The 19,613-nt window shown below is 62.7% G+C and carries 21 protein-coding genes; 20 read left to right on the top strand and 1 reads right to left on the bottom strand.

Annotated elements, in window-relative coordinates; translation table 11 throughout:
• The first annotated feature begins 11 nt into the window (after nucleotides 1-11).
• From AC1D0O_RS24050 to nagZ, 20 genes are all read left to right on the top strand, one after another.
• Nucleotides 12-1,355 carry a sialidase family protein gene (locus AC1D0O_RS24050; protein WP_477656002.1) on the top strand — a complete coding sequence of 448 codons (1,344 nt, stop codon included), beginning with the start codon at nucleotides 12-14 and terminating at the stop codon, nucleotides 1,353-1,355.
• Nucleotides 1,336-1,977: a hypothetical protein gene (locus AC1D0O_RS24045; RefSeq protein WP_477656001.1), complete on the top strand. Its 642-nt coding sequence runs from the start codon at nucleotides 1,336-1,338 to the stop codon at nucleotides 1,975-1,977. The genes AC1D0O_RS24050 and AC1D0O_RS24045 overlap by 20 nt, the downstream gene beginning before the upstream one ends.
• Before the next feature lie 92 nt (nucleotides 1,978-2,069).
• Nucleotides 2,070-3,020, top strand: coding sequence for an ACP S-malonyltransferase (gene fabD / locus AC1D0O_RS24040; protein ID WP_477656000.1), 951 nt, complete (start codon nucleotides 2,070-2,072; stop codon nucleotides 3,018-3,020).
• Complete coding sequence (fabG, locus tag AC1D0O_RS24035; protein ID WP_477655999.1) at nucleotides 3,017-3,763, top strand: 3-oxoacyl-ACP reductase FabG; 747 nt, start codon at nucleotides 3,017-3,019, stop codon at nucleotides 3,761-3,763. The genes fabD and fabG overlap by 4 nt, the downstream gene beginning before the upstream one ends.
• 159 nt (nucleotides 3,764-3,922) lie before the next feature.
• Nucleotides 3,923-4,162 (top strand): acyl carrier protein, encoded by a 240-nt coding sequence (gene acpP / locus AC1D0O_RS24030; RefSeq protein ID WP_007873885.1) that lies wholly within the window; start codon nucleotides 3,923-3,925, stop codon nucleotides 4,160-4,162.
• 84 nt (nucleotides 4,163-4,246) lie between these two features.
• The gene (fabF, locus tag AC1D0O_RS24025; protein ID WP_477655998.1) at nucleotides 4,247-5,491 is read left to right on the top strand and encodes a beta-ketoacyl-ACP synthase II; all 1,245 of its coding nucleotides are present in this window, start codon (nucleotides 4,247-4,249) and stop codon (nucleotides 5,489-5,491) included.
• Between the two features lie 32 nt (nucleotides 5,492-5,523).
• Nucleotides 5,524-6,066 (top strand): hypothetical protein, encoded by a 543-nt coding sequence (locus AC1D0O_RS24020; protein ID WP_477655997.1) that lies wholly within the window; start codon nucleotides 5,524-5,526, stop codon nucleotides 6,064-6,066.
• Complete coding sequence (rpoE, locus tag AC1D0O_RS24015; RefSeq protein ID WP_477655996.1) at nucleotides 6,063-6,707, top strand: RNA polymerase sigma factor RpoE; 645 nt, start codon at nucleotides 6,063-6,065, stop codon at nucleotides 6,705-6,707. Before AC1D0O_RS24020 ends, rpoE begins: the two co-directional genes overlap by 4 nt.
• Before the next feature lie 140 nt (nucleotides 6,708-6,847).
• Entirely contained in the window at nucleotides 6,848-7,432 is a 585-nt protein-coding gene (locus AC1D0O_RS24010) for a sigma-E factor negative regulatory protein (RefSeq protein WP_477655995.1), read from the top strand.
• 36 nt (nucleotides 7,433-7,468) lie between these two features.
• Nucleotides 7,469-8,479: a MucB/RseB C-terminal domain-containing protein gene (locus AC1D0O_RS24005; RefSeq protein ID WP_477655994.1), complete on the top strand. Its 1,011-nt coding sequence runs from the start codon at nucleotides 7,469-7,471 to the stop codon at nucleotides 8,477-8,479.
• An 85-nt stretch (nucleotides 8,480-8,564) separates the two neighbouring features.
• A complete protein-coding gene (locus AC1D0O_RS24000; RefSeq protein ID WP_477655993.1) occupies nucleotides 8,565-10,022 on the top strand; it encodes a DegQ family serine endoprotease in 1,458 nt (485 codons plus the stop codon).
• Between the two features lie 572 nt (nucleotides 10,023-10,594).
• Complete coding sequence (lepA, locus tag AC1D0O_RS23995) at nucleotides 10,595-12,406, top strand: translation elongation factor 4 (RefSeq protein ID WP_477655992.1); 1,812 nt, start codon at nucleotides 10,595-10,597, stop codon at nucleotides 12,404-12,406.
• Between the two features lie 11 nt (nucleotides 12,407-12,417).
• The gene (gene lepB / locus AC1D0O_RS23990) at nucleotides 12,418-13,392 is read left to right on the top strand and encodes a signal peptidase I (protein WP_477655991.1); all 975 of its coding nucleotides are present in this window, start codon (nucleotides 12,418-12,420) and stop codon (nucleotides 13,390-13,392) included.
• A gap of 65 nt (nucleotides 13,393-13,457) precedes the next feature.
• Complete coding sequence (locus tag AC1D0O_RS23985; protein WP_477655990.1) at nucleotides 13,458-13,799, top strand: DUF4845 domain-containing protein; 342 nt, start codon at nucleotides 13,458-13,460, stop codon at nucleotides 13,797-13,799.
• Nucleotides 13,800-14,501 (top strand): ribonuclease III, encoded by a 702-nt coding sequence (gene rnc / locus AC1D0O_RS23980; protein WP_477655989.1) that lies wholly within the window; start codon nucleotides 13,800-13,802, stop codon nucleotides 14,499-14,501.
• A gap of 173 nt (nucleotides 14,502-14,674) precedes the next feature.
• Nucleotides 14,675-15,619 (top strand): GTPase Era, encoded by a 945-nt coding sequence (gene era / locus AC1D0O_RS23975; RefSeq protein WP_477656035.1) that lies wholly within the window; start codon nucleotides 14,675-14,677, stop codon nucleotides 15,617-15,619.
• 16 nt (nucleotides 15,620-15,635) lie between these two features.
• Entirely contained in the window at nucleotides 15,636-16,385 is a 750-nt protein-coding gene (gene recO, locus AC1D0O_RS23970; RefSeq protein WP_477655988.1) for a DNA repair protein RecO, read from the top strand.
• Nucleotides 16,386-16,395: 10 nt separating this feature from the next.
• Nucleotides 16,396-17,202, top strand: a complete 807-nt coding sequence (locus AC1D0O_RS23965) for a pyridoxine 5'-phosphate synthase (protein ID WP_477655987.1) — start codon at nucleotides 16,396-16,398, stop codon at nucleotides 17,200-17,202.
• A 127-nt stretch (nucleotides 17,203-17,329) separates the two neighbouring features.
• Nucleotides 17,330-17,725 carry a holo-ACP synthase gene (gene acpS / locus AC1D0O_RS23960; protein ID WP_477655986.1) on the top strand — a complete coding sequence of 132 codons (396 nt, stop codon included), beginning with the start codon at nucleotides 17,330-17,332 and terminating at the stop codon, nucleotides 17,723-17,725.
• A 21-nt stretch (nucleotides 17,726-17,746) separates the two neighbouring features.
• Nucleotides 17,747-18,805 (top strand): beta-N-acetylhexosaminidase, encoded by a 1,059-nt coding sequence (gene nagZ, locus AC1D0O_RS23955; RefSeq protein ID WP_477655985.1) that lies wholly within the window; start codon nucleotides 17,747-17,749, stop codon nucleotides 18,803-18,805.
• 566 nt (nucleotides 18,806-19,371) lie between these two features.
• Here nagZ and AC1D0O_RS23950 read toward each other — a convergent pair.
• Nucleotides 19,372-19,613 (bottom strand): transposase (locus tag AC1D0O_RS23950; RefSeq protein ID WP_477652821.1); only part of this gene is annotated, 242 nt, incomplete at its 5' end.

Below are 19,613 nucleotides of genomic sequence, written 5' to 3'. Positions count from 1 at the left end.
AGGGTGGGCAATTGAATTTCAAATCGTCCGATATATTGGAGCGCCTCGCAGCCGCCTTGCTGGTGCTGGCTTTCGCCTTAGCCGGATGGAAAATCCTGCAGCGGCCGCCGGCTTCTCCGTTTGTGTCGGTTTCCGCGATTAAGGCTCCACCACGCACAGTCCCGCCGGCGCAGCAGCGCTCGCCGGACGGCCGTTTCCGTTTTGATGCGCAGTTCGTTTCATCTTCCCCCGGCAAGGCCGTGCATGCGGCGTCCCTCGTGGAACTGAGCGACGGGCGCTTGCGGGCGGTCTGGTTCTCGGGCTCGCGTGAAGGCGCCGGGGACGTCACCATCCAGAGCGCTGTCACGGACGCAACCGGTTTGCGCTGGAGCGCGGAGAGCACCCTGTTTGACCGGAAAACCCTCCAGCAAGGCCTGTGGCGCTATGTCAAGAAGCTGGGCAACCCAGTGATCGCCCGCGCGCCCGACGGCTCGCTAACGTTGTGGATGGTCAATGTTTCTTTGGGCGGGTGGGCCGGCAGTTCCATTACCTGGGCGCGCTCCACTGACGAAGGTTCGACCTGGAGCTCGCCGCGTCGTCTGGTGACCTCGCCCTTCCTGAATATCAGCACGCTGGTCAAGGGTGCGCCCATCAGCTTCGAAAACGGCGAAACCGGCTTACCTGTGTACCACGAGTTCCTCACCAAATTAGGCGAAGTCCTGCGTGTCAATGCCATGGGGCAAGTGATCGACAAAATTCGCATTCCCGGCAGCCATACCAGCCTGCAGCCGGTTATTCTGGTTTCAGGGCCGCAAAAGGCGCAGGTCTATATGCGCTCGGGCAATGCCAGAGCGATGACTTCAGACACCATCGATGCTGGCAAGACTTGGTCGTCAACCCATGCCAGCGCCTGGCCCAACCCCGACTCCGCTTTGGCTGGCGTCGTGACGAACACCGGAACGCAATGGCTGGCTCTGAACCCGCTACCCCGGAACCGCGAAATCCTGGCCTTGCTCCAAACGGGGACAGGTGGCTCGTTTGACGGCGTGGCGCCATGGGTCGTGGAGTCGTCCATCAATCCAGAGGTTCGCATGTCTATTGGTGACTACGAGCGCCTGCTGACACAGGAACTTAAGGCCCGCGGCGCCCGGGATGATGAAGCCCAGGCTTATGTGGCCAGCGCCCGGCGCCAGGAGTGCTGGGGCCAAAGCTGCTCCCAGGAGTTTTCCTATCCCTACATGCTGCAAAGCCGCGACGGCTACCTGCACCTGATCTACACCTGGCACCGTACGCGTATCAAGCATGTGCGGCTGGATCCCCTGCAAACCCTTGAGTCCGCGCAAGCGGCGCCCGGCCATGTTCCCTCCGGCAAATGATCTGATCGCCTTGCTCGGCATCAACCTGGTGCTCAGCGCCGGCTGCCTGCGCCTGCTGAGCTGGCGGCGTGGCGTTACGCCGTGGACCAAAGTTGTGACCGCAGCGGTGTTTGTGCTGCTATGGTGCCCGGTGGGGCCCGCTCGTTTGCCGCTTGTGGCCTATGTACGCGGCATCAGCTCGGACTTGAGCGTTTCCCTGGTGGCCATCGCCTGCCTGGGCATGTACCAGCGGCTGCGCGGTCTCCCACTGGTGGCTCGCCGCGAGCGCTTGGCGGTAAGTTTTGTTTTCGCTGCCGCCGCTTTGTTCCTGTATCCCCTGGCTCTGGGCTGGGGCGACTGGGATGCCTACCGGCTGGGCTGGGGCTCGTGGGCGCTATGGGCGGCGCTCCTGGTCTTGTCGCTGGCGTGCTGGGTCCAAGGTTTTCGGCTGTTGCCCGCGCTGTTGGCCCTGGCACTGCTGGCCTGGGTGGCTGGTGCGATGGAGTCGACCAACCTGTGGGATTACCTTATGGACCCCTGGCTGGCCGTTGCGGCGATTCACCAGTGCGTCAAGTCGGCGATTGGCTGGGGGCTTGCGCGGCTGCGGGGTACGAACCGCGGCGCCATGGCGTCCTCAGCCTGATCCGCTGCACTTCAAAAAATGGCTGCTCATCTTCTTAAAATGCGGGCGGATGCTTTTCAGCGATCCAAGAATTCGACCCATGGAGTAATCATTTGAAATCGTTTGCTATTGTTTTTCCCGGCCAGGGCTCGCAGTCGGTCGGCATGTTGGACGCCTGGGGCGACCATCCTGTGGTCGCACAGACGCTGGCCGAAGCCTCCGAGGCGCTGGGCGAGGATGTCGGCCGGCTGACCAAGGAAGGCCCCAAGGAGGCGCTGGCGCTGACCACCAACACGCAGCCCGTGATGCTGGTCGCCGGGGTGGCGGCTTACCGCGCCTGGATGGCCGAGACCGGTGCCGCGCCGGCGGCCGTGGCGGGCCACTCGCTGGGCGAATACTCCGCGCTGGTGGCCTCCGGCGTGCTGACGCTCGCGCAGGCCGCGCCGCTGGTGCGCTTTCGCGCGCAGGCCATGCAAGACGCCGTGCCTGTCGGCGTGGGCGCGATGGCTGCCATCCTGGGCATGGAAGCCTCCAAAGTGATCGAGGGCTGCGCCGAGGCCGCGCGCAGCTTCGGCGCCAACACCTCCGAAGTGGTGGAAGCCGTCAATTTCAACGATCCGATGCAGACCGTCATCGCGGGCAGCAAGGCCGCGGTCGAGAAAGCCTGCGAGGTGCTCAAGGCCAACGGCGCCAAGCGCGCCTTGCCTCTGCCGGTGTCGGCGCCTTTCCATTCCAGCCTGATGAAGCCCGCGGCCGAGAAGCTGCGCGAGAAGCTGGCCGCCGTCGATTTCGCGGCGCCGCAAATCCCGGTCATCAACAACATCGAAGTGGCCGTCGAGACCGACGCGGAGCGCATTCGCGCGGCGCTCTACGGTCAGGCCTTCGGTCCGGTGCGCTGGGTGGAGTGCGTGCAGGCCATCAAGGCGCGCGGCCTCACGACGCTGGTCGAATGCGGGCCGGGCAAGGTGCTGGCCGGCATGGCCAAAAGAATCGATCCCGAGTTGACGGGTGTCGCCCTGTTTGATCCCGCCTCGCTGGCGGAAGTGAAGGAGTTACTGGCATGAGTGAAGTCAAGTTTGAAGGCCAGGTCGCGCTGGTCACCGGTGCCTCGCGTGGAATCGGTGCAGCCATCGCACTCGAATTGGCCCAGAAAGGCCTCAAGGTCATAGGCACCGCGACCAGCGACGAAGGGGCGGCCAAGATCGGCCAGGCCCTCGCGGCCTTTCCGGGCTGCGCCGGCAAAAACCTGAACGTGAACGACGTTACCGCCGCCGAAGCGCTGATCGAGGCCATCGTCAAGGAGCACGGCGGCCTGCAGGTGCTGGTCAACAACGCCGGCATCACGCGCGACATGCTCGCGATGCGCCTCAAGGACGACGATTGGGACGCGGTGCTGGATACCAATCTCAAGGCTGTGTTCCGCATGAGCCGCGCGGTGATGCGCACCATGATGAAGCAGCGCTACGGCCGCATCATCAGCATCACCTCGGTGGTCGGCGCCTCGGGCAACGCGGGCCAGTCCAATTACGCGGCCGCCAAGGCCGGCGTGGCCGGCATGACGCGCGCGCTGGCGCGCGAACTGGGTTCGCGCAACATCACCGTCAATTGCGTGGCGCCCGGCTTTATCGAGACCGACATGACGGCCGGCCTGCCCGAAGAACAGCAAAAAGCGCTGCTGGGGCAGATTCCGCTGGGCCATCTCGGCAAGCCGCAAGACATTGCGCACGCTGTGGCCTTTGTGGCCAGCCCGCAGGCGGCTTACATTACCGGCCAGGAGATTCACGTCAACGGCGGTATGTATATGTAGCCCTTGGAGCCGTCAACCTGGGGTTTCATGAAAACCGCGGGTTGACAGTGGTAAAACACGGGAAATCGAAGCCGGTTTTTATCCGTCCGGCGCGGTGCTTAGGGAAACGACTCTAACGCGGTAAAATCACGGATTAATTTACAACCCTCAGAGGGAACTATGAGCGATATCGAAGCACGTGTTAAGAAAATCATTGCCGAACAACTCGGCGTGGAAGAAGGCCAGGTCACCAATGAAAAAGCCTTTGTGGCCGACTTGGGCGCAGACTCCCTTGACACCGTAGAACTGGTTATGGCTCTGGAAGACGAGTTCGGCATTGAGATTCCCGACGAAGACGCCGAGAAGATCACCACCGTCCAGAACGCGATTGACTACGCGAACACCCATCAAAAGGCCTGAGGCCGCAGGTTTTCGCCTGTGACTCTGCCGTCATCAAGCCTGAAAAGCCACAGGGCCTTTTCAGGTTCTTTTCAGGATTTCTGAATGAGCCGTCGTCGTGTCGTCGTGACAGGTCTGGGTTGCGTCAGCCCGGTAGGTAATACCGTGGCCGAGTCCTGGGCCAATCTTCTTGCCGGGAATCCCGGCATTGATCTGGTCACCGGGTTTGATGCCAGCAACCTCGCCTGCAAATTCGCCGGCGAGGTCAAGGGTTTCAACATCGCGGATTACATCCCCGAAAAAGAAGCCCGGCACATGGACCGCTTCATCCACCTGGGACTGGCCGCGGCCTTCCAGGCGGTGGCCGACAGCGGTTTGCCGACCGGCGAAGCGCTGGGCGACGAAATGGCCACGCGCATCGGCTGCAATATCGGCTCGGGCATTGGCGGTCTGCCCATGATCGAGCAGATGCATACCGAGCTGGTCAACCGCGGTCCGCGCCGGATTTCACCGTTTTTTGTACCTGCCTCGATCATCAACATGATCTCCGGGCATGTGTCCATCAAGTTCGGATTCAAGGGCCCCAACATCGCGGTCGTCACGGCCTGCACCACCGGCCTTCACGCGATCGGCCTGTCGGCCCGCATGATCGAATACGGTGATTGCGACGTGATGGTGGCCGGTGGCGCGGAGTCCTGCGTGTCTCCCCTGGGCATAGGCGGCTTCGCGGCCGCCCGCGCCCTGTCCACCCGCAACGAAGACCCGAAAACAGCCTCGCGCCCTTGGGATAAAGACCGTGATGGTTTTGTGCTGGGCGAGGGCGGCGGCGTGCTGGTGCTCGAAGAGTACGAACACGCCAAGGCGCGCGGCGCCAGAATTTACGCCGAGCTGACCGGCTTCGGCATGAGCGCCGACGCGTACCACATGACCGCCCCCGACGTCGACGGCCCGCGCCGCTCGATGGTGATGGCCTTGAAGAACGCCGGTGTCAACGCCGACGACGTCCAGTACCTCAACGCGCATGGCACGTCCACGCCACTGGGGGACCTGAACGAAACCAATGCCATCAAGGCAGCCTTCGGCGGTCACGCCAAGGACCTGGTGGTCAGTTCTACCAAGTCCATGACCGGCCACCTGCTGGGTGGGGCGGGCGGCATCGAATCGGTGTTTACCGTGCTCTCGCTGTATCACCAGAAGATCCCGCCGACCATCAACATCTTCAACCAGGATCCCGAGTGCGATCTCGATTACTGCGCCAATACCGCGCGTGACGCCAAGATAGAGCTCGCCGTCAAAAACAACTTCGGTTTTGGCGGTACCAACGGCACGCTGGTTTTCAAGCGCGCCTGATTTCCCGCACGCCTCGCAAGCCAAGCAAGCCCTTGACCACACACAACGCCCCTCCGGTTGTTTATCCGTTGGGGCGTTCGCGTTTCCTGGGCGCGCTTTTGCTGTGCCTGTGGCTTTGCGGCCTGTTCCTGACACTGGCCTGGTTTCTCCAGGGTGGCAGGCCACTCGATTGGCGTATCGCGCTGGCGCTTGTTTTTGTGCTTGGCGCCGGCGCCGCGGCCTATACCGGCTGGCGCAACGCTCCGGCGGGCCAACTCGCCTGGGACGGCGAGGTCTGGCGCTGGGAAAGTCCGGGCTACCAGGCCGGCGTCGCCGAGTACCGGCTGTCGGTGCTGGCTGATTTCCAGCATGCCATGCTGCTGCGGCTCGAAAACCAGGCCCATGCCTGTTTGTGGCTCTGGATGGAGCGGCGCAGCATGCCCGAGCGCTGGCTGGACCTGCGCAGGGCGGTTTTTTCGCCGCACAAGGCGGCCGCTATGCCTTGGCAGCACGATTCACTGCGAATGGATGGGGCACCGGCTGTGGCAGTATCGGGGGCTATGCACTCCATTGACGGCACGCCAAACCTTCCATGAGCGCTGACCTGCCACCATTGCCGGCGGAGCAAGCCATCGACAGCGACGCCATGCTGGTCGAGCGCACCGTCGCGGGTGACCAGAAAGCCTATGAGCTCCTGGTCATCAAATACCAGCGGCGCATCCAGCGCCTGATAGGACGCATGGTTCGCGACGTGGACCTGGTGGAAGACATCGCCCAGGAGACGTTTATCCGGGCCTACCGGGCCCTGGCGCAATTCAGGGGCGAGGCCCAGTTTTACACTTGGCTGTACCGGATCGCCGTGAATACCGCGAAAAAAGCCCTGATGGACCTCAAACGGGATCCGACCGTTTCCGAAAATTCCTTCAAATCGGGCCAAAGCGAGGAAAGCGATGAAACTTCCCCGCTGGAAAACGAACTAACAAGCTCGGAAACGCCGGAAGCCGTGCTGGCCAGCAAGGAAATCGCCGAAATTATCAATGCCGCCATGGAAGCCTTGCCGGAGGAACTCCGCCAGGCCATCACCCTGCGTGAAATCGAAGGCTTGAGCTACGAAGAGATTTCCGAGGCCATGGATTGCCCCATAGGCACGGTGCGGTCCCGGATTTTCAGGGCGCGTGAAGCGATTTCGCAGAAGGTGAAACCCCTGCTGGAAAACCAGAGCGGCAAGCGCTGGTGAGGCCGCAGCACCCAGGAGCCAACCATGAAGCCACGAAGCAAACCAGGTATTTTCAGCCCGTCACCACGGCAGCCCCGCTACCCCCGAGCACCACGGACACCACGAACATCATGAAACCGTCTATGCAAACCAGCGAACTCATGTCCGCACTGGCCGATGGCCAGCTGGACGGGGAAGACTTTGCGGCCGCGCTGCATGCCAGCCGGCACGATGATTCGGCCGTGGCCTGCTGGGATACCTATCACCTGATCGGCGATGCGTTGCGATCCCCTTCGCAGGGCCTGCGCGGCGTGGATACGGCATTTTTGAGTCGCCTGAACCAGCGCCTGGCGCAAGAAGCCTCGCCGGGTGCACCGTCCCGTCCGTCCCAGCCGGCCGTCCACGATGTGCCTTTGGTACTGCCTCCTCACCGCAGCCAGGCTTCCAACGACGGGGAATTCCGCTGGAAGCTGGTGGCGGGTTTCGCATCGCTCGCGGCGGTGTCCGCCATAGCGTGGAACGCCGCCGGCCTGCTGTCGCCCCCCGCCGCGCCGCAACTGGCCCAGGCCCCCGCCTCCTCCCAGCAGGTGGTGGTCGCTTCGCCGCAAGGCCTCATGGTTCGCGATGCGCGGCTTGAAGAACTGCTGGCCGCGCACAAGCAACTGGGCGGCACCTCGGCCCTGCAGGAGCCCTCGGGCTTCCTGCGCAATGCCACTTTTGAGACCCCTCGCAATGCCGGGCGCTGAACGCGCGCTGCGCCGCGACCGGGCTTTGGCGACACCATGAACCTCAAGCTTCTTCGTCTTCTCGCCCTGGCAGGATTTACGCTGCCGGCCATGGGGCACGTGGCGGCGCAGGCCTCGCCTCCCGCGGCATCGGCCGTGGAATCCCGCAGCATCAACGACTGGCTGATGCGCATGCACGAGGCCTCCAGGAAGCGTTCCTATATCGGCACCTTTGTGGTCTCGTCGGGCGGCGCCATGTCCAGCGCCAAGATCTGGCATGTCTGCGAAGGCGACCAGCAGATGGAACGGGTCGAAACGCTGACCGGCGCGCCGCGCTCCATCTTCCGCCACAACGACCAGGTGGTCACCTTCATGCCCGACCACAAGGTGGTCCGCAGTGAAAAGCGCGAGTCGCTGGGCATGTTTCCGCAACTGCTGCAATCGACCGACAGCCGCATCGCCGATTTCTACAAGGTCAAGCAGGAGGGCACCGATCGCGTGGCCGGCGTCGAAGCCGACATCGTGCTGCTGGTGCCCAAGGACAGCATGCGCTTCGGCTACCGTGTCTGGACCGAGCAGAAAAAAGGCCTGGTCGTGAAGCTGCAGACGCTGGACACCGACGGCAAGGTGCTGGAGCAGGCGGCGTTTTCCGAGTTGCAGCTCGATGCCCCGGTCAAGATGGACAAGCTGCTCCAGATGATGGGCAAGGTCGAGGGCTACCGCGTGGAAAAACCGGTCCTGGTGAAGACCTCCGCGAGTGCCGAGGGCTGGGTGCTGAAGGCGCCGGTGGCGGGTTTCAAGCCCATGAGCTGCTACAAGCGGCCGGTGACGGCCAGCCCGGCGCCCGGCGAGGAGCCCCTGCAATGGATTTTTTCCGACGGCCTGGCCTCGGTCTCCATTTTTGTGGAGCCCTTCGACCGGCAACGCCATGAGCGCGAATCCAGCTTGTCGATGGGTGCCACCCAGACCATCACCCGGCAGCTGGATGCCTACTGGATCACCGTCATGGGCGAAGTCCCCATGGCCACCCTGAAGCTCTTTGCCAACGGCCTGGAGCGCAGGAAATAATATGCCCCTGGCGCTCCTCCGGCGGCCGGCTCTTTCCGGCGGCGGCCTGGAGGCCTGATGACCAATATTTTTGACGAGGCTGACAATGCTTGAACTGAACTGGAAACCCCTGCGCTCCTGCCTGACTGCCGGCCTGGTGGCCGCCGCTGCCGTCGCCACGCTGGTGCCGGCAGCCCCTGCATGGGCGCAAAACCGCACATTGCCCGACTTCACGGATTTGGTGGAGCAGGTAGGCCCGTCGGTGGTCAACATCCGCACCCTGGAAAAGGCCAAGCCTTCCGCCGGCGGAAGCGCCGACGAGCAGATGCTGGAGTTCTTCAAGCGCTTCGGCATTCCGGTTCCGCCCAACATGCCGCGCGCGCCCCGGCCCGACCGCGGCCAGCCCGACGAAGACCAGCCGCGCGGCGTGGGCTCCGGCTTCATCCTGACGGCGGACGGCTTCGTCATGACCAATGCCCACGTGGTGGAAGGTGCCGACGAGGTCCTCGTCACCCTGACGGACAAGCGTGAATTCAAGGCCAAGATCATCGGCGCCGACAAGCGCAGCGACGTGGCCGTGGTCAAGATCGAGGCGACAGGCCTGCCGGCCGTCAAGATCGGCGACATCAACCGCCTCAAGGTGGGTGAATGGGTGATGGCCATCGGCTCGCCCTTCGGCCTTGAAAACACCGTGACCGCGGGCATCGTGAGCGCCAAGCAGCGCGACACCGGCGACTACCTTCCCTTCATCCAGACCGACGTGGCCATCAACCCCGGCAATTCCGGCGGCCCCCTGATCAACATGCGCGGTGAGGTCGTCGGCATCAACAGCCAGATCTATTCGCGCTCCGGTGGCTTCCAGGGCATTTCCTTTTCCATCCCCATCGACGAAGCCGCGCGCGTGTCCGACCAGCTGCGCAGCACCGGCAAGGTGACGCGGGGCCGTATCGGCGTGCAGATCGACCAGGTCACCAAGGAGGTGGCGGAATCCATAGGCCTGGGCAAGGCGCAAGGCGCTCTGGTCCGCGGCGTTGAAGGCGGCGCACCTGCGGAAAAAGCCGGCATCGAGGCCGGCGACATCATCATCAAGTTCGACGGCAAGGCCATCGAGAAATCCAGCGACCTGCCGCGCATGGTCGGCAATGTGAAGCCCGGCACCAAGGCCGTGGTGACCGTCTTCAGGCGCGGCGCGAGCAAGGACCTCTCGGTCACTATCGGCGAAGTCGAGCCTGAAAAACCGGCCAAAAAAGCGTCGGGCCCCGAGCCCAAGCCCCCGGTCGCCGGCGCCGCCCAGGCCCTGGGCCTGGTGGTCAGCGAAGTGAACGACGCGCAGAAGAAGGAACTCAAGATCAAGGGCGGCGTCAAGGTGGACACTGCGGAAGCCGCGGCCTCACGCGCCGGGCTGAAGGAGGGCGACGTGATCGTGGCGATCGCCAATTCCGAAGTCACCAGCGTCAAGGAATTTGAGGCTGCGCTCGCGAAAATCGACAAGACCAAGGCCATCAACGTGCTGTTCCGCCGCGGCGAATGGGCGCAGTACGCTTTGATCCGGCCCTCACGCTAAACCGCAAGCAAACCTGGATGAGGCCCGGCAAAGGCGTCGGGGAGGTCGATGCGGGTCTTCAAGGCCCCCATACCCTGCTGGGATTTGTGGGTTTTGCCGGGGTCCCCAGTCTTTTTTGGGCCTCCAAAAAATATATTTTTGAGAGGGCTCGCTCCTGCTTTTTGTTGGTGACCACTAACAACAAAACGAGGCAAGGACGGTTTTCGGTAGAATATCGGCTTGCCTCTGCGTCTTTTGGATATATCGGGAAGCCCAAAATCCCACTTTCGATCTTAATTTTGGGTAATACCCATCGCTCCACAGATCACCCACAAGTTGTCCAGAGACAAGCAGTTTAAAATTGTGAATAAGTTGTGTATAAGATTCCTGTTGCTAGCCTGCAACGACAAAAATATGGCGATTTCGGGACTGTTCGGCTCTGGCTTTTTGCCTACAATGAAGTTCCAACTATCGCAGTTGCCATAGATTGTTGGTTCAGGGCGCGTCGCAATCGACGCGCCCTTTTTTATGGCCCCTCGCGAATTGAGTCCAATCTCTTCGCAATACTTTCAAGTACTTAGGCGTTCTCGTTGATGAATCACATCAGAAATTTTTCGATCATTGCGCACATCGATCACGGCAAGTCCACCTTGGCCGATCGGCTCATCCAGCGCTGCGGTGGTTTGCAGGACCGCGAGATGAGCGCGCAGGTTCTGGATTCGATGGACATCGAAAAAGAGCGTGGGATAACCATCAAGGCGCAGACCGCCGCGCTCAAATACAAGGCACTCAACGGCGAGGTTTACAACCTCAACCTGATCGACACGCCGGGCCACGTCGACTTCTCATATGAAGTGAGCCGCTCGCTGTCCGCATGCGAGGGCGCGCTGCTGGTGGTGGACGCGAGCCAGGGCGTGGAAGCGCAGACCGTCGCCAACTGCTACACCGCGCTGGACCTCGGCGTCGAAGTCGTGCCGGTGCTCAACAAGATGGACTTGCCGCAGGCCGACCCCGAGAACGCCAAGCAGGAAATCGAGGAAGTGATCGGCATCGACGCGACCGACGCGATTCCCTGCAGCGCCAAGACCGGCATGGGCATCGATGAAATCCTGGAGGCCGTCGTCGCCAGGATTCCGCCGCCCAAGGGAAACCCCGACGGCCCGTTGCGCGCCATGATCATCGACAGCTGGTACGACGCCTACGTGGGTGTGGTCATGCTGGTGCGCGTGGTGGACGGCCGGCTCGCCAAGGGCGACCGTATCAAGCTGATGGCCAGCGAGGCCATGTACAACGCCGAGCAGCTGGGGGTCTTCACCCCGCACACCGAGCCGCGCCAGGCGCTGGAGTCCGGCGAAGTGGGCTTTGTGATTGCCGGCATCAAGGAGCTGCAGGCCGCCCGCGTGGGCGATACCGTCACGCTGATCAAGCCCGGCACGGGCGGCGCGGCTTTCACCGCCGCCGAGGCACTGCCCGGTTTCAAGGAGATCCAGCCCGCCGTGTTTGCCGGCCTGTACCCGTCCGAGGCCAGCGAGTACGAGTCCCTGCGCGACGCGCTCGAAAAGCTCAAGCTCAACGATGCCTCCCTGCACTATGAACCGGAAGTCAGCGAAGCCCTGGGTTTCGGCTTTCGCTGCGGCTTCCTGGGCCTGCTGCACATGGAGATCGTCCAGGAGCGGCTGGAACGGGAGTTTGACCAGGACCTGATCACCACGGCGCCCAGCGTTGTCTATGAGGTGCTCAAGTCCGACGGCGAGACCATCAAGGTCGAGAACCCGTCCAAAATCCCGGACGCCGGGAAAGTCAACGAGATCCGCGAGCCCATCGTCACCGTGCACTTATATATGCCGCAGGACTACGTGGGCGCCGTCATGACGCTGGCCAACCAGAAGCGCGGCATCCAGCTGAACATGGCCTACCACGGCAAGCAGGTCATGCTGACCTATGAGATGCCGCTGGGCGAGATCGTCCTGGACTTTTTCGACAAGCTCAAATCCGTCTCCCGTGGCTACGCGTCCATGGACTACGAATTCAAGGAATTCCGGGCCTCCGACGTGGTGAAGGTCGATATCCTGCTCAACGGCGAAAAGGTGGATGCGCTGTCCATCATCGTCCACCGCAGCCAGTCGGCCTACCGCGGGCGGGCGGTGGTGGCCAAGATGCGCGAGATCATTTCGCGCCAGCAGTTCGACGTCGCGATCCAGGCGGCCATCGGGGCCAACATTATTGCGCGTGAGACAATCAAGGCACTGCGCAAAAACGTGATCGCCAAGTGCTACGGCGGCGATATTTCACGCAAGCGCAAACTCCTAGAGAAACAAAAAGCGGGTAAAAAACGCATGAAACAAATCGGTTCCGTTGAAGTACCCCAGGAAGCTTTCCTGGCCATTTTGCAGGTGGAAGACTGATGCGCGGCGCAATGAGCACGATCACGGCCGTGGTGCTGGCGGCCTTTGTGGGCTACGGCGCCGCCTGGTACTTCGGCGCCGTCGAAGGCAATTTCTCCCTGCTGCTGTTCCTGGCCTCCGTGGTCACCGGCATTTACTGGCTGGCCGAACGCTTTTATTTCCTGCCGCAGCGCTACAAGGCCGCCGCGGCGCTCGAGGAAAGCGCCGCCAGCCGGCAGGCCGAACTGGCCAAAAAAGGCATTACCCAGGTCGACAACATCAACTTCGGCGAGGCCCGGGCCCGGCTCATCATGCAGCCCTGGTGGCTGGACTGGACGGCGGGCCTCTTCCCGGTGATCGTGGTGGTCTTCCTGCTGCGCTCCTTCCTGTTCGAGCCCTTCAAGATCCCATCGGGCTCGATGATCCCGACCCTGCTCGTCAACGACCTGATCCTGGTCAACAAATTCCACTACGGCGTGCGCCTGCCGGTGCTGAACATCAAGGTCATCAACAACCAGAGCCCGCAGCGCGGCGACGTGATGGTGTTCCGCTACCCACCCAAACCCAGCCTGGACTACATCAAGCGCGTGGTCGGCGTGCCGGGGGACGAGGTGGCCTACATCAACAAGAAGCTGACCATCAACGGCAAGCCCTTGCCCAAGACGCCGCTGCCGGATTTCTTCGATGAAGACGTGCTGCGCTACGCCAAGCAGTTCGAGGAGGTCAACGGCGCCCGCAAGTACCGGTTGCTGAATGACGACACACGGCGCGCCGGACTGGATGAGCGTGAGGTCATGGACTTTCCTTTCAAGCAAAATTGCCGTTACAGTAGCGAGGGCATGGTCTGCAAGGTGCCTGAGGGGCAGTACTTCATGATGGGCGACAACCGCGATAATTCGCAGGATTCGCGCTATTGGGGCTTTGTCCCGGAGGCCAATATCGTGGGCAAGGCCTTTTTTGTCTGGATGAATTTCGGCAACCTCAAACGTATCGGCTCTTTCGAATAAGGTCACGGGCGGCGGCGCCGTCCCGATGGTGAGCCGGAAGATTTTTTAGTCGGAGCGGAGAAAAAATGAAACATCAGCAACGCGGCCTTTCCTTCATCGGCCTTCTGTTTTTCTGCGTCATCCTGGTCTGCGCGGGTATTCTGGCCGCCCAGGTTTTCCCGACCCTGGTGGAGCTCCAAGCCATCACCAAGGCCGCCAACAAGGCCAGGGACGGCAGTACCGTCGCCGAAGTCCGGACCATCTTCGACAAGGCGGCCCAGATTGACGACATCAAATCGATCACTGGCAAGGACCTGGAAGTGACCAAGGACGGCGATAAAACCGTGGTGGCTTTCGCCTACACCAAGGAAATCCACATGGCCGGCCCCGCCTTCTTGCTGCTCAAGTACAGCGGCAAATCCAAATAAGTGCGAGCCAGCGCCACATCGAGCCCGGGCCTGCCAGCGCTGCAAAAGCGCCTGGAGCATGAGTTCTCCAATCCCAAACTGCTGTTGCAGGCGCTGACGCATCGCAGTTTTTCGTCCGACCATAACGAGCGCATCGAGTTCCTGGGCGATTCCGTCCTGAACCTTGCTGTGGCCGGCCTGCTCTATGAACAGCTGAGCGAGCTGCCCGAAGGCGACCTGTCCCGCGTGCGCGCCAACCTGGTCAAGCAGGACACCCTGCACAAGCTGGCGGTGGTGCTGGGCCTGCCCGACATGGTGCGCCTGGGCGAAGGCGAAGCCAAGTCCGGCGGCCACAAGCGGCCTTCCATCCTCGCCGACGCGCTGGAGGCCGTGATTGGCGCGGTATACCTCGATGCAGGCTTTGAAACCGCCAATCAGCTGGTGCGCCGCCTTTTCAGGGACGTCGAGATCAACCCCCAGATGCAGGCCATCGGCAAGGATCCCAAGACCGAATTGCAGGAGTGGCTGCAAGGGCGCAAAATGAACCTGCCCATCTACCGCGTGGTGGGCACCATGGGCGCCGCCCACAAGCAGACATTCGACGTCGAATGCGAAATCGCCGAATTCGGGCGGGCCGAGCGCGGCATAGGCGGTTCGCGCCGCGCCGGCGAGCAGGCCGCCGCTGCGGCCATGCTGATGTTTGTCAAGACGCTGGAATCCTGACTCCGCGCCCGCGGCCGCCCAGAGACGCAGGCCAACACACCAAGATTATGAGTACAGGTAAAAAAGAACCCAAGAAACCCGCGACGGCCTCGGCCGCCGCCCCGGCCGCCAAGCCCAAAGCGCGGCAGGCCAAAGCGCTGGACGCTGCGCAGCCGCCCGACGCGCTCGAAGCCATGCTGGCGCAAGCCCTGTCCTCGCGCGGCGCGGCCGTGCCCGCCCCCGGCACACCGCTCGCCGGCGAGCAGCGCTGCGGCCTGATCGCCATTGTCGGCAAGCCCAACGTAGGCAAATCCACCCTGCTCAATGCTTTGGTGGGGCAAAAAATCAGCATCACCTCGCGCAAAGCCCAGACCACGCGCCACCGCATCACCGGCATGCGCACGGTCAAGGCGACACAGTATGTATTCGTGGACACGCCGGGTTTCCAGACCCGGCACGGCAACGCGCTGAACCGCTCGCTGAACCGCACCGTGGTGGGCGCCGTCAACGACGTGGACCTGATTGTCTTTGTGGTCGAAGCCGGGCAGTTCAACCAGGCCGACGCCAGGGTGCTGGCCCTGCTGCCTGAAAAAACGCCCGCGATCCTGCTGGCCAACAAATTCGACCTGATACACCGGCGCGCCGAGATCGCCCCCTGGCTCAAGGAAATGCAGGAGCGGCACAATTTCGCCGAATTCGTGCCCATGTCGGCCAACAACGCCAAGGACATCGAGCGCCTGTTCGGCATTTGCGAAAAATACCTGCCGGCCCAGCCCTGGATGTACGGCGCCGACGAGCTGACTGACCGCAGCGACCGCTTCATGGCCGCTGAAATCATCCGCGAAAAGCTGTTCCGCCTGACCGGCGACGAGCTGCCCTACACCTCCACCGTCATCATCGACCAGTACGAGGAGGAGGGCGCCCTGCGCAAGATCGCCGCCACCATCGTGGTCGAGCGCGACGGCCACAAGGGCATGATCATTGGCGAGAAGGGCGAAAAGCTCAAACGCATAGGCACCGAAGCCCGGCATGAGCTTGAGACCCTCACGGGCGGCAAGGTCTTCCTGGAGATCTGGGTCAAGGTCCGCTCCGGCTGGGCAGATGACGAGGCCAGGGTCAAGACATTCGGCTACGAGTAAGCGGAGTTGCTCCGCCATGGCCACTAAACGCATTGGCGACGAGCCTGCTTACGTTCTCCACCGCTACGACTGGAGCGAGTCCAGCCTGATTCTCGAAGTGTTCACCCGCAAGTATGGCCGGGTGGCACTGGTGGCGCGGGGGGCCAAGAAGCCGAGTTCCAGTTTCCGGCCGATCTTGCTGCCTTTGCAGCCGCTGCACATCGCTTTTGGCGGCGATGCCGAAATCCGCACCCTCAAGAGCGCCGAATGGCAGGGCGGCCACGTGATGCCGACCGGCGATGCGCTGCTGTCGGGTTATTACCTGAATGAGCTCCTCATGCGCCTGATGGCCCGTGACGACCCGCACCCCGTGCTGTTTGACGCCTATGCGGCCACGGTGCAGCTGATCGCCGCGCAGAGCGCCGAAACCCTGCAACTGGCGCTGCGCGCGTTTGAGTTGCGCTTGCTGCGCGACATCGGGCTTTTGCCCCTGCTGGACGCTGAAACCGCCACGCTGGCGCCGCTGGACCCGGAAACCCGCTACGTGCTGGTGCCCGAAGCGGGCCTGCGCCAGGCGCATGACGACGACCGTGTCAGCCTGCCCGGCGGGCAATGGCAGGCGCTGCAGCAGGCGCTGGGCGACGAGGCCTTGTTCTCCGACACCGTGCGGGCCTGTATCCCCGGCTTCAATGAGCTTAAAACCCAGTTGCGCGCCCTGCTGCACTACCATTGCGGCGTGAAGGTTCTGAAAACCCGCCAGATGATGATGGACCTGCAAGCTTTTTAACGAGCCACCCATGAAACTCCTCTCGCCCGTTCCCATCGTGTCCCATGCGTACGGCAAGACCGCACTGTCGGTCAACGTTAATAAGGTCGCGCTGCTGCGCAACACCCGCCACCTGGACATTCCCAGCGTGCGCCGCGCCGCCGAGCTGTGCCTGGAGGCCGGCGCCCAGGGCATCACGGTGCACCCGCGGCCCGACGAGCGCCATATTCGCCCTGACGACGTTTTTGAGCTCGCGGCACTGATGAAAGACTGGCCGGATCGCGAATTCAACATCGAAGGCAACCCCTTCCAAAACCTCATGGGTTTTGTGCATGACCTGGCCGCCCGCGGCCTGCCGCTGCACCAGTGCACCTTTGTGCCCGACAGCGAAGACCAGTTCACCAGCGACCACGGCTGGAATTTCCCCGAAGATGCCGAGCGCCTGCGGCCCCTGATCCAGCAGGTGCATGACCGCCGCGTCCGCGTCAGCCTCTTCATGGACCCGGTGCCGGAAGCCATGGCAGCCGCCAAAGCCGTGGGCGCCGACCGCGTGGAGTTTTATACGGAAACCTATGCGCGCGCCTGGGCGGGCCCTGAAAAAGCGCAAGTCCTGGCCCGTTTCACCGAGGCAGGCCACGCCGCCGCCGCCGCCGGCCTGGGCATCAACGCCGGCCACGACCTGAACCGCGACAACCTCATGGAGTTTGTGCGCGAAGTGCCCGGCGTGCTGGAAGTGTCCATAGGCCACGCCCTGGTCGCCGACGCGCTGGAGCTGGGTTATGCCGCCACTGTCAGGGGCTATCTAGCTTGCATAGACCGGGCGTTTGCACCGGCATGATTTCCCGCTGCCGTGAAACGACCCTGAAGTACCAGCCTGAGCCGCGGAACCGGCTTTGCCGGGCCGCAGGCGGGCGGCCCCCTCGGGGGGCAGGAAGCCACACGCAGTGGGCGACCGTGGGGGCTCCATGATCTACGGCATCGGTACGGACATCTGCGACGTGCGCCGCATTCGCGCCAGCCTTGAAAAGCATGGCGAGCGTTTTGCCAAAAAAATCCTGGCCGACGGCGAGCTGGCCACCTGGAAAGAGCGCAGCGCGCGCTGGCCGGACCGCGGTGTCAGCTACCTGGCCACGCGCTTTTCCGCGAAGGAGGCCTTCAGCAAGGCGATCGGCATGGGCATGCGCATGCCCATGACCTGGCGCTCTTGTGAAATCGCCAAGGCCCCCAGCGGCAAACCCGAAATCGTGCTGCACGGCGCGCTCAAGGCCTGGTTCGAGTCGCGCGAGCTCACGGCCCATGTCACCGTGACCGACGAGACCGATTACGCCGCCAGCTTCTGTGTGGTGGAAAAACGCACTTGACCTCAACCTCCGGATTTCCTTATGACCCAGCACGCCCCCCTCATCATCGACATCGACGGTCTATCGCTCACCAAAGCCGACCGCCGGCGCCTCAAACACCCGCTGACCGGCGGCATTATTTTGTTTGCCCGCAACTGGAAAGACCGCCGGCAGTTGTCCGACCTGTGCACCGAGATCAAGGACATCCGCGAGGATCTGCTGATCTGCGTCGACCACGAAGGCGGCCGCGTGCAGCGCTTCAAGACCGATGGCTTCACCCATCTGCCGCCCATGCGCGAACTGGGCCTGCTGTGGATGAAGGACCAGTTGGTCGCCACCAATGCCGCAACCGCCTGCGGTTATGTGTTGGGCGCGGAGTTGCGTGCCTGCGGCGTCGATTTCAGCTTCACACCGGTGCTGGACCTCGATTACGGCGAAAGCGGCGTGATCGGCGACCGTGCCTTCGGCCGCGACCCGCGCGTCGTCACGCTGCTGGCCAAAAGCCTGATGCACGGCCTGCTGCAGGCCGGCGTCGCCAACTGCGGCAAACACTTCCCCGGCCATGGCTTCGTCAAGGCCGACTCCCACACCGACATCCCCGTTGACAAGCGCAGCCTCAAAGCCATCCTGGCCGACGACGCCGCGCCTTACGGCTGGCTCAACACCACGCTCAGCAGCGTCATGCCCGCCCATGTGATCTACCCCAAGGTCGACGCCCGGCCGGCTGGATTTTCCAGCCAGTGGCTCAACTTCATCCTGCGCAGCCAGCTGGGCTTCGGCGGCGCGATCTTCAGCGACGACCTCAGCATGGCCGGCGCACGCCTGATAGACGGCAAAGAGGTGAGCTATACCGAAGCCGCCGTGACGGCGCTCAACGCCGGCTGCGACATGGTGCTGCTGTGCAACCAGTCAGTGGGCGAGGGCCAACCCGTCGACGAACTCCTCGACGGCATGGCCGAAGCCCTGCTCAAAGGCCAGTGGGAAGCCATGGAGGCCAGCGAGTTGCGGCGGCTGGCGCTGTTGCCGCAGGGGAAGGGGTTTGGGTGGGATGAGTTGATGGTGCAGCCGGCGTATATGCATGCTTTAGGGTTGATTCCTTAGGCCGTTTCCTGTTCTAGCGTTTTGCCCTCTGCTGAGGGTTGCTGGCCGGGGGTAGCCCGGCGGCAACTCACTTTTCTTTTGCTTCGCCAAAAGAAAAGTAAGCAAAAGAAAAGGCGACCCTGGTTGCTGCGTCCCTTCGCTTCGCTGCGGGCAACCTGCGGTGCTCGGTCCAGACGGGGTCTCGCTAAACTCGCTTCGCTCAGACAACGCGATCCCTGATCCGTCTGGACCTCCGCTCCTCGGCGCATCCACAAGGGGTGGGAACGGGGAGAAGAAATACCAAATAGCCGAAGACAGAAAACCGAATACTGAAGAAACAAGGACTCGCCATGGCGAGTCCTTGTTTGTCTTGGTTTGTTCTTTGTATTTCTGTCTTCTGTTCCCGCTTCCGCTCCCGCTTGCCCCGTCCTGGCTGGGCCGAGGAGCGCAGAGACAAGCGGATCAGGGCCGGCGTTGTCTGAGCGAAGCGAGTTTAGCCGGACCCCGCTTGGCTCGAGCACCGCAGGTTGCCCGAAGCGAAGCGCAGGGACCCAGACTGCGGGTCGCCTTTTCTTTGGTGGGCGGATTCAAACCCCAAGTGCAACAGTCGGAATAAGGCCAGCATCTTTCATGGCCTTGTTGTTAAAGAAGACCTCGGCGGGGCTTTTCCAGCCAAGAGTCTTGCGTGGCCTGATGTTGAGCTCCCAGGCCATGAGATCAAGCTCGTGCTGCGAGTACACGCTCAGGTCCGTGCCCTTGGGAAGATACTGGCGCAGTAGGCCATTGGTGTTCTCATTGATGCCGCGCTGCCAGGGGCTGCGGGGGTCGC

Source organism: Polaromonas sp. P1_F2 (assembly GCF_056405735.1).
Note: the sequence above shows the minus strand (reverse complement) of the source record. Positions and strands in the feature narration are given on the sequence as shown.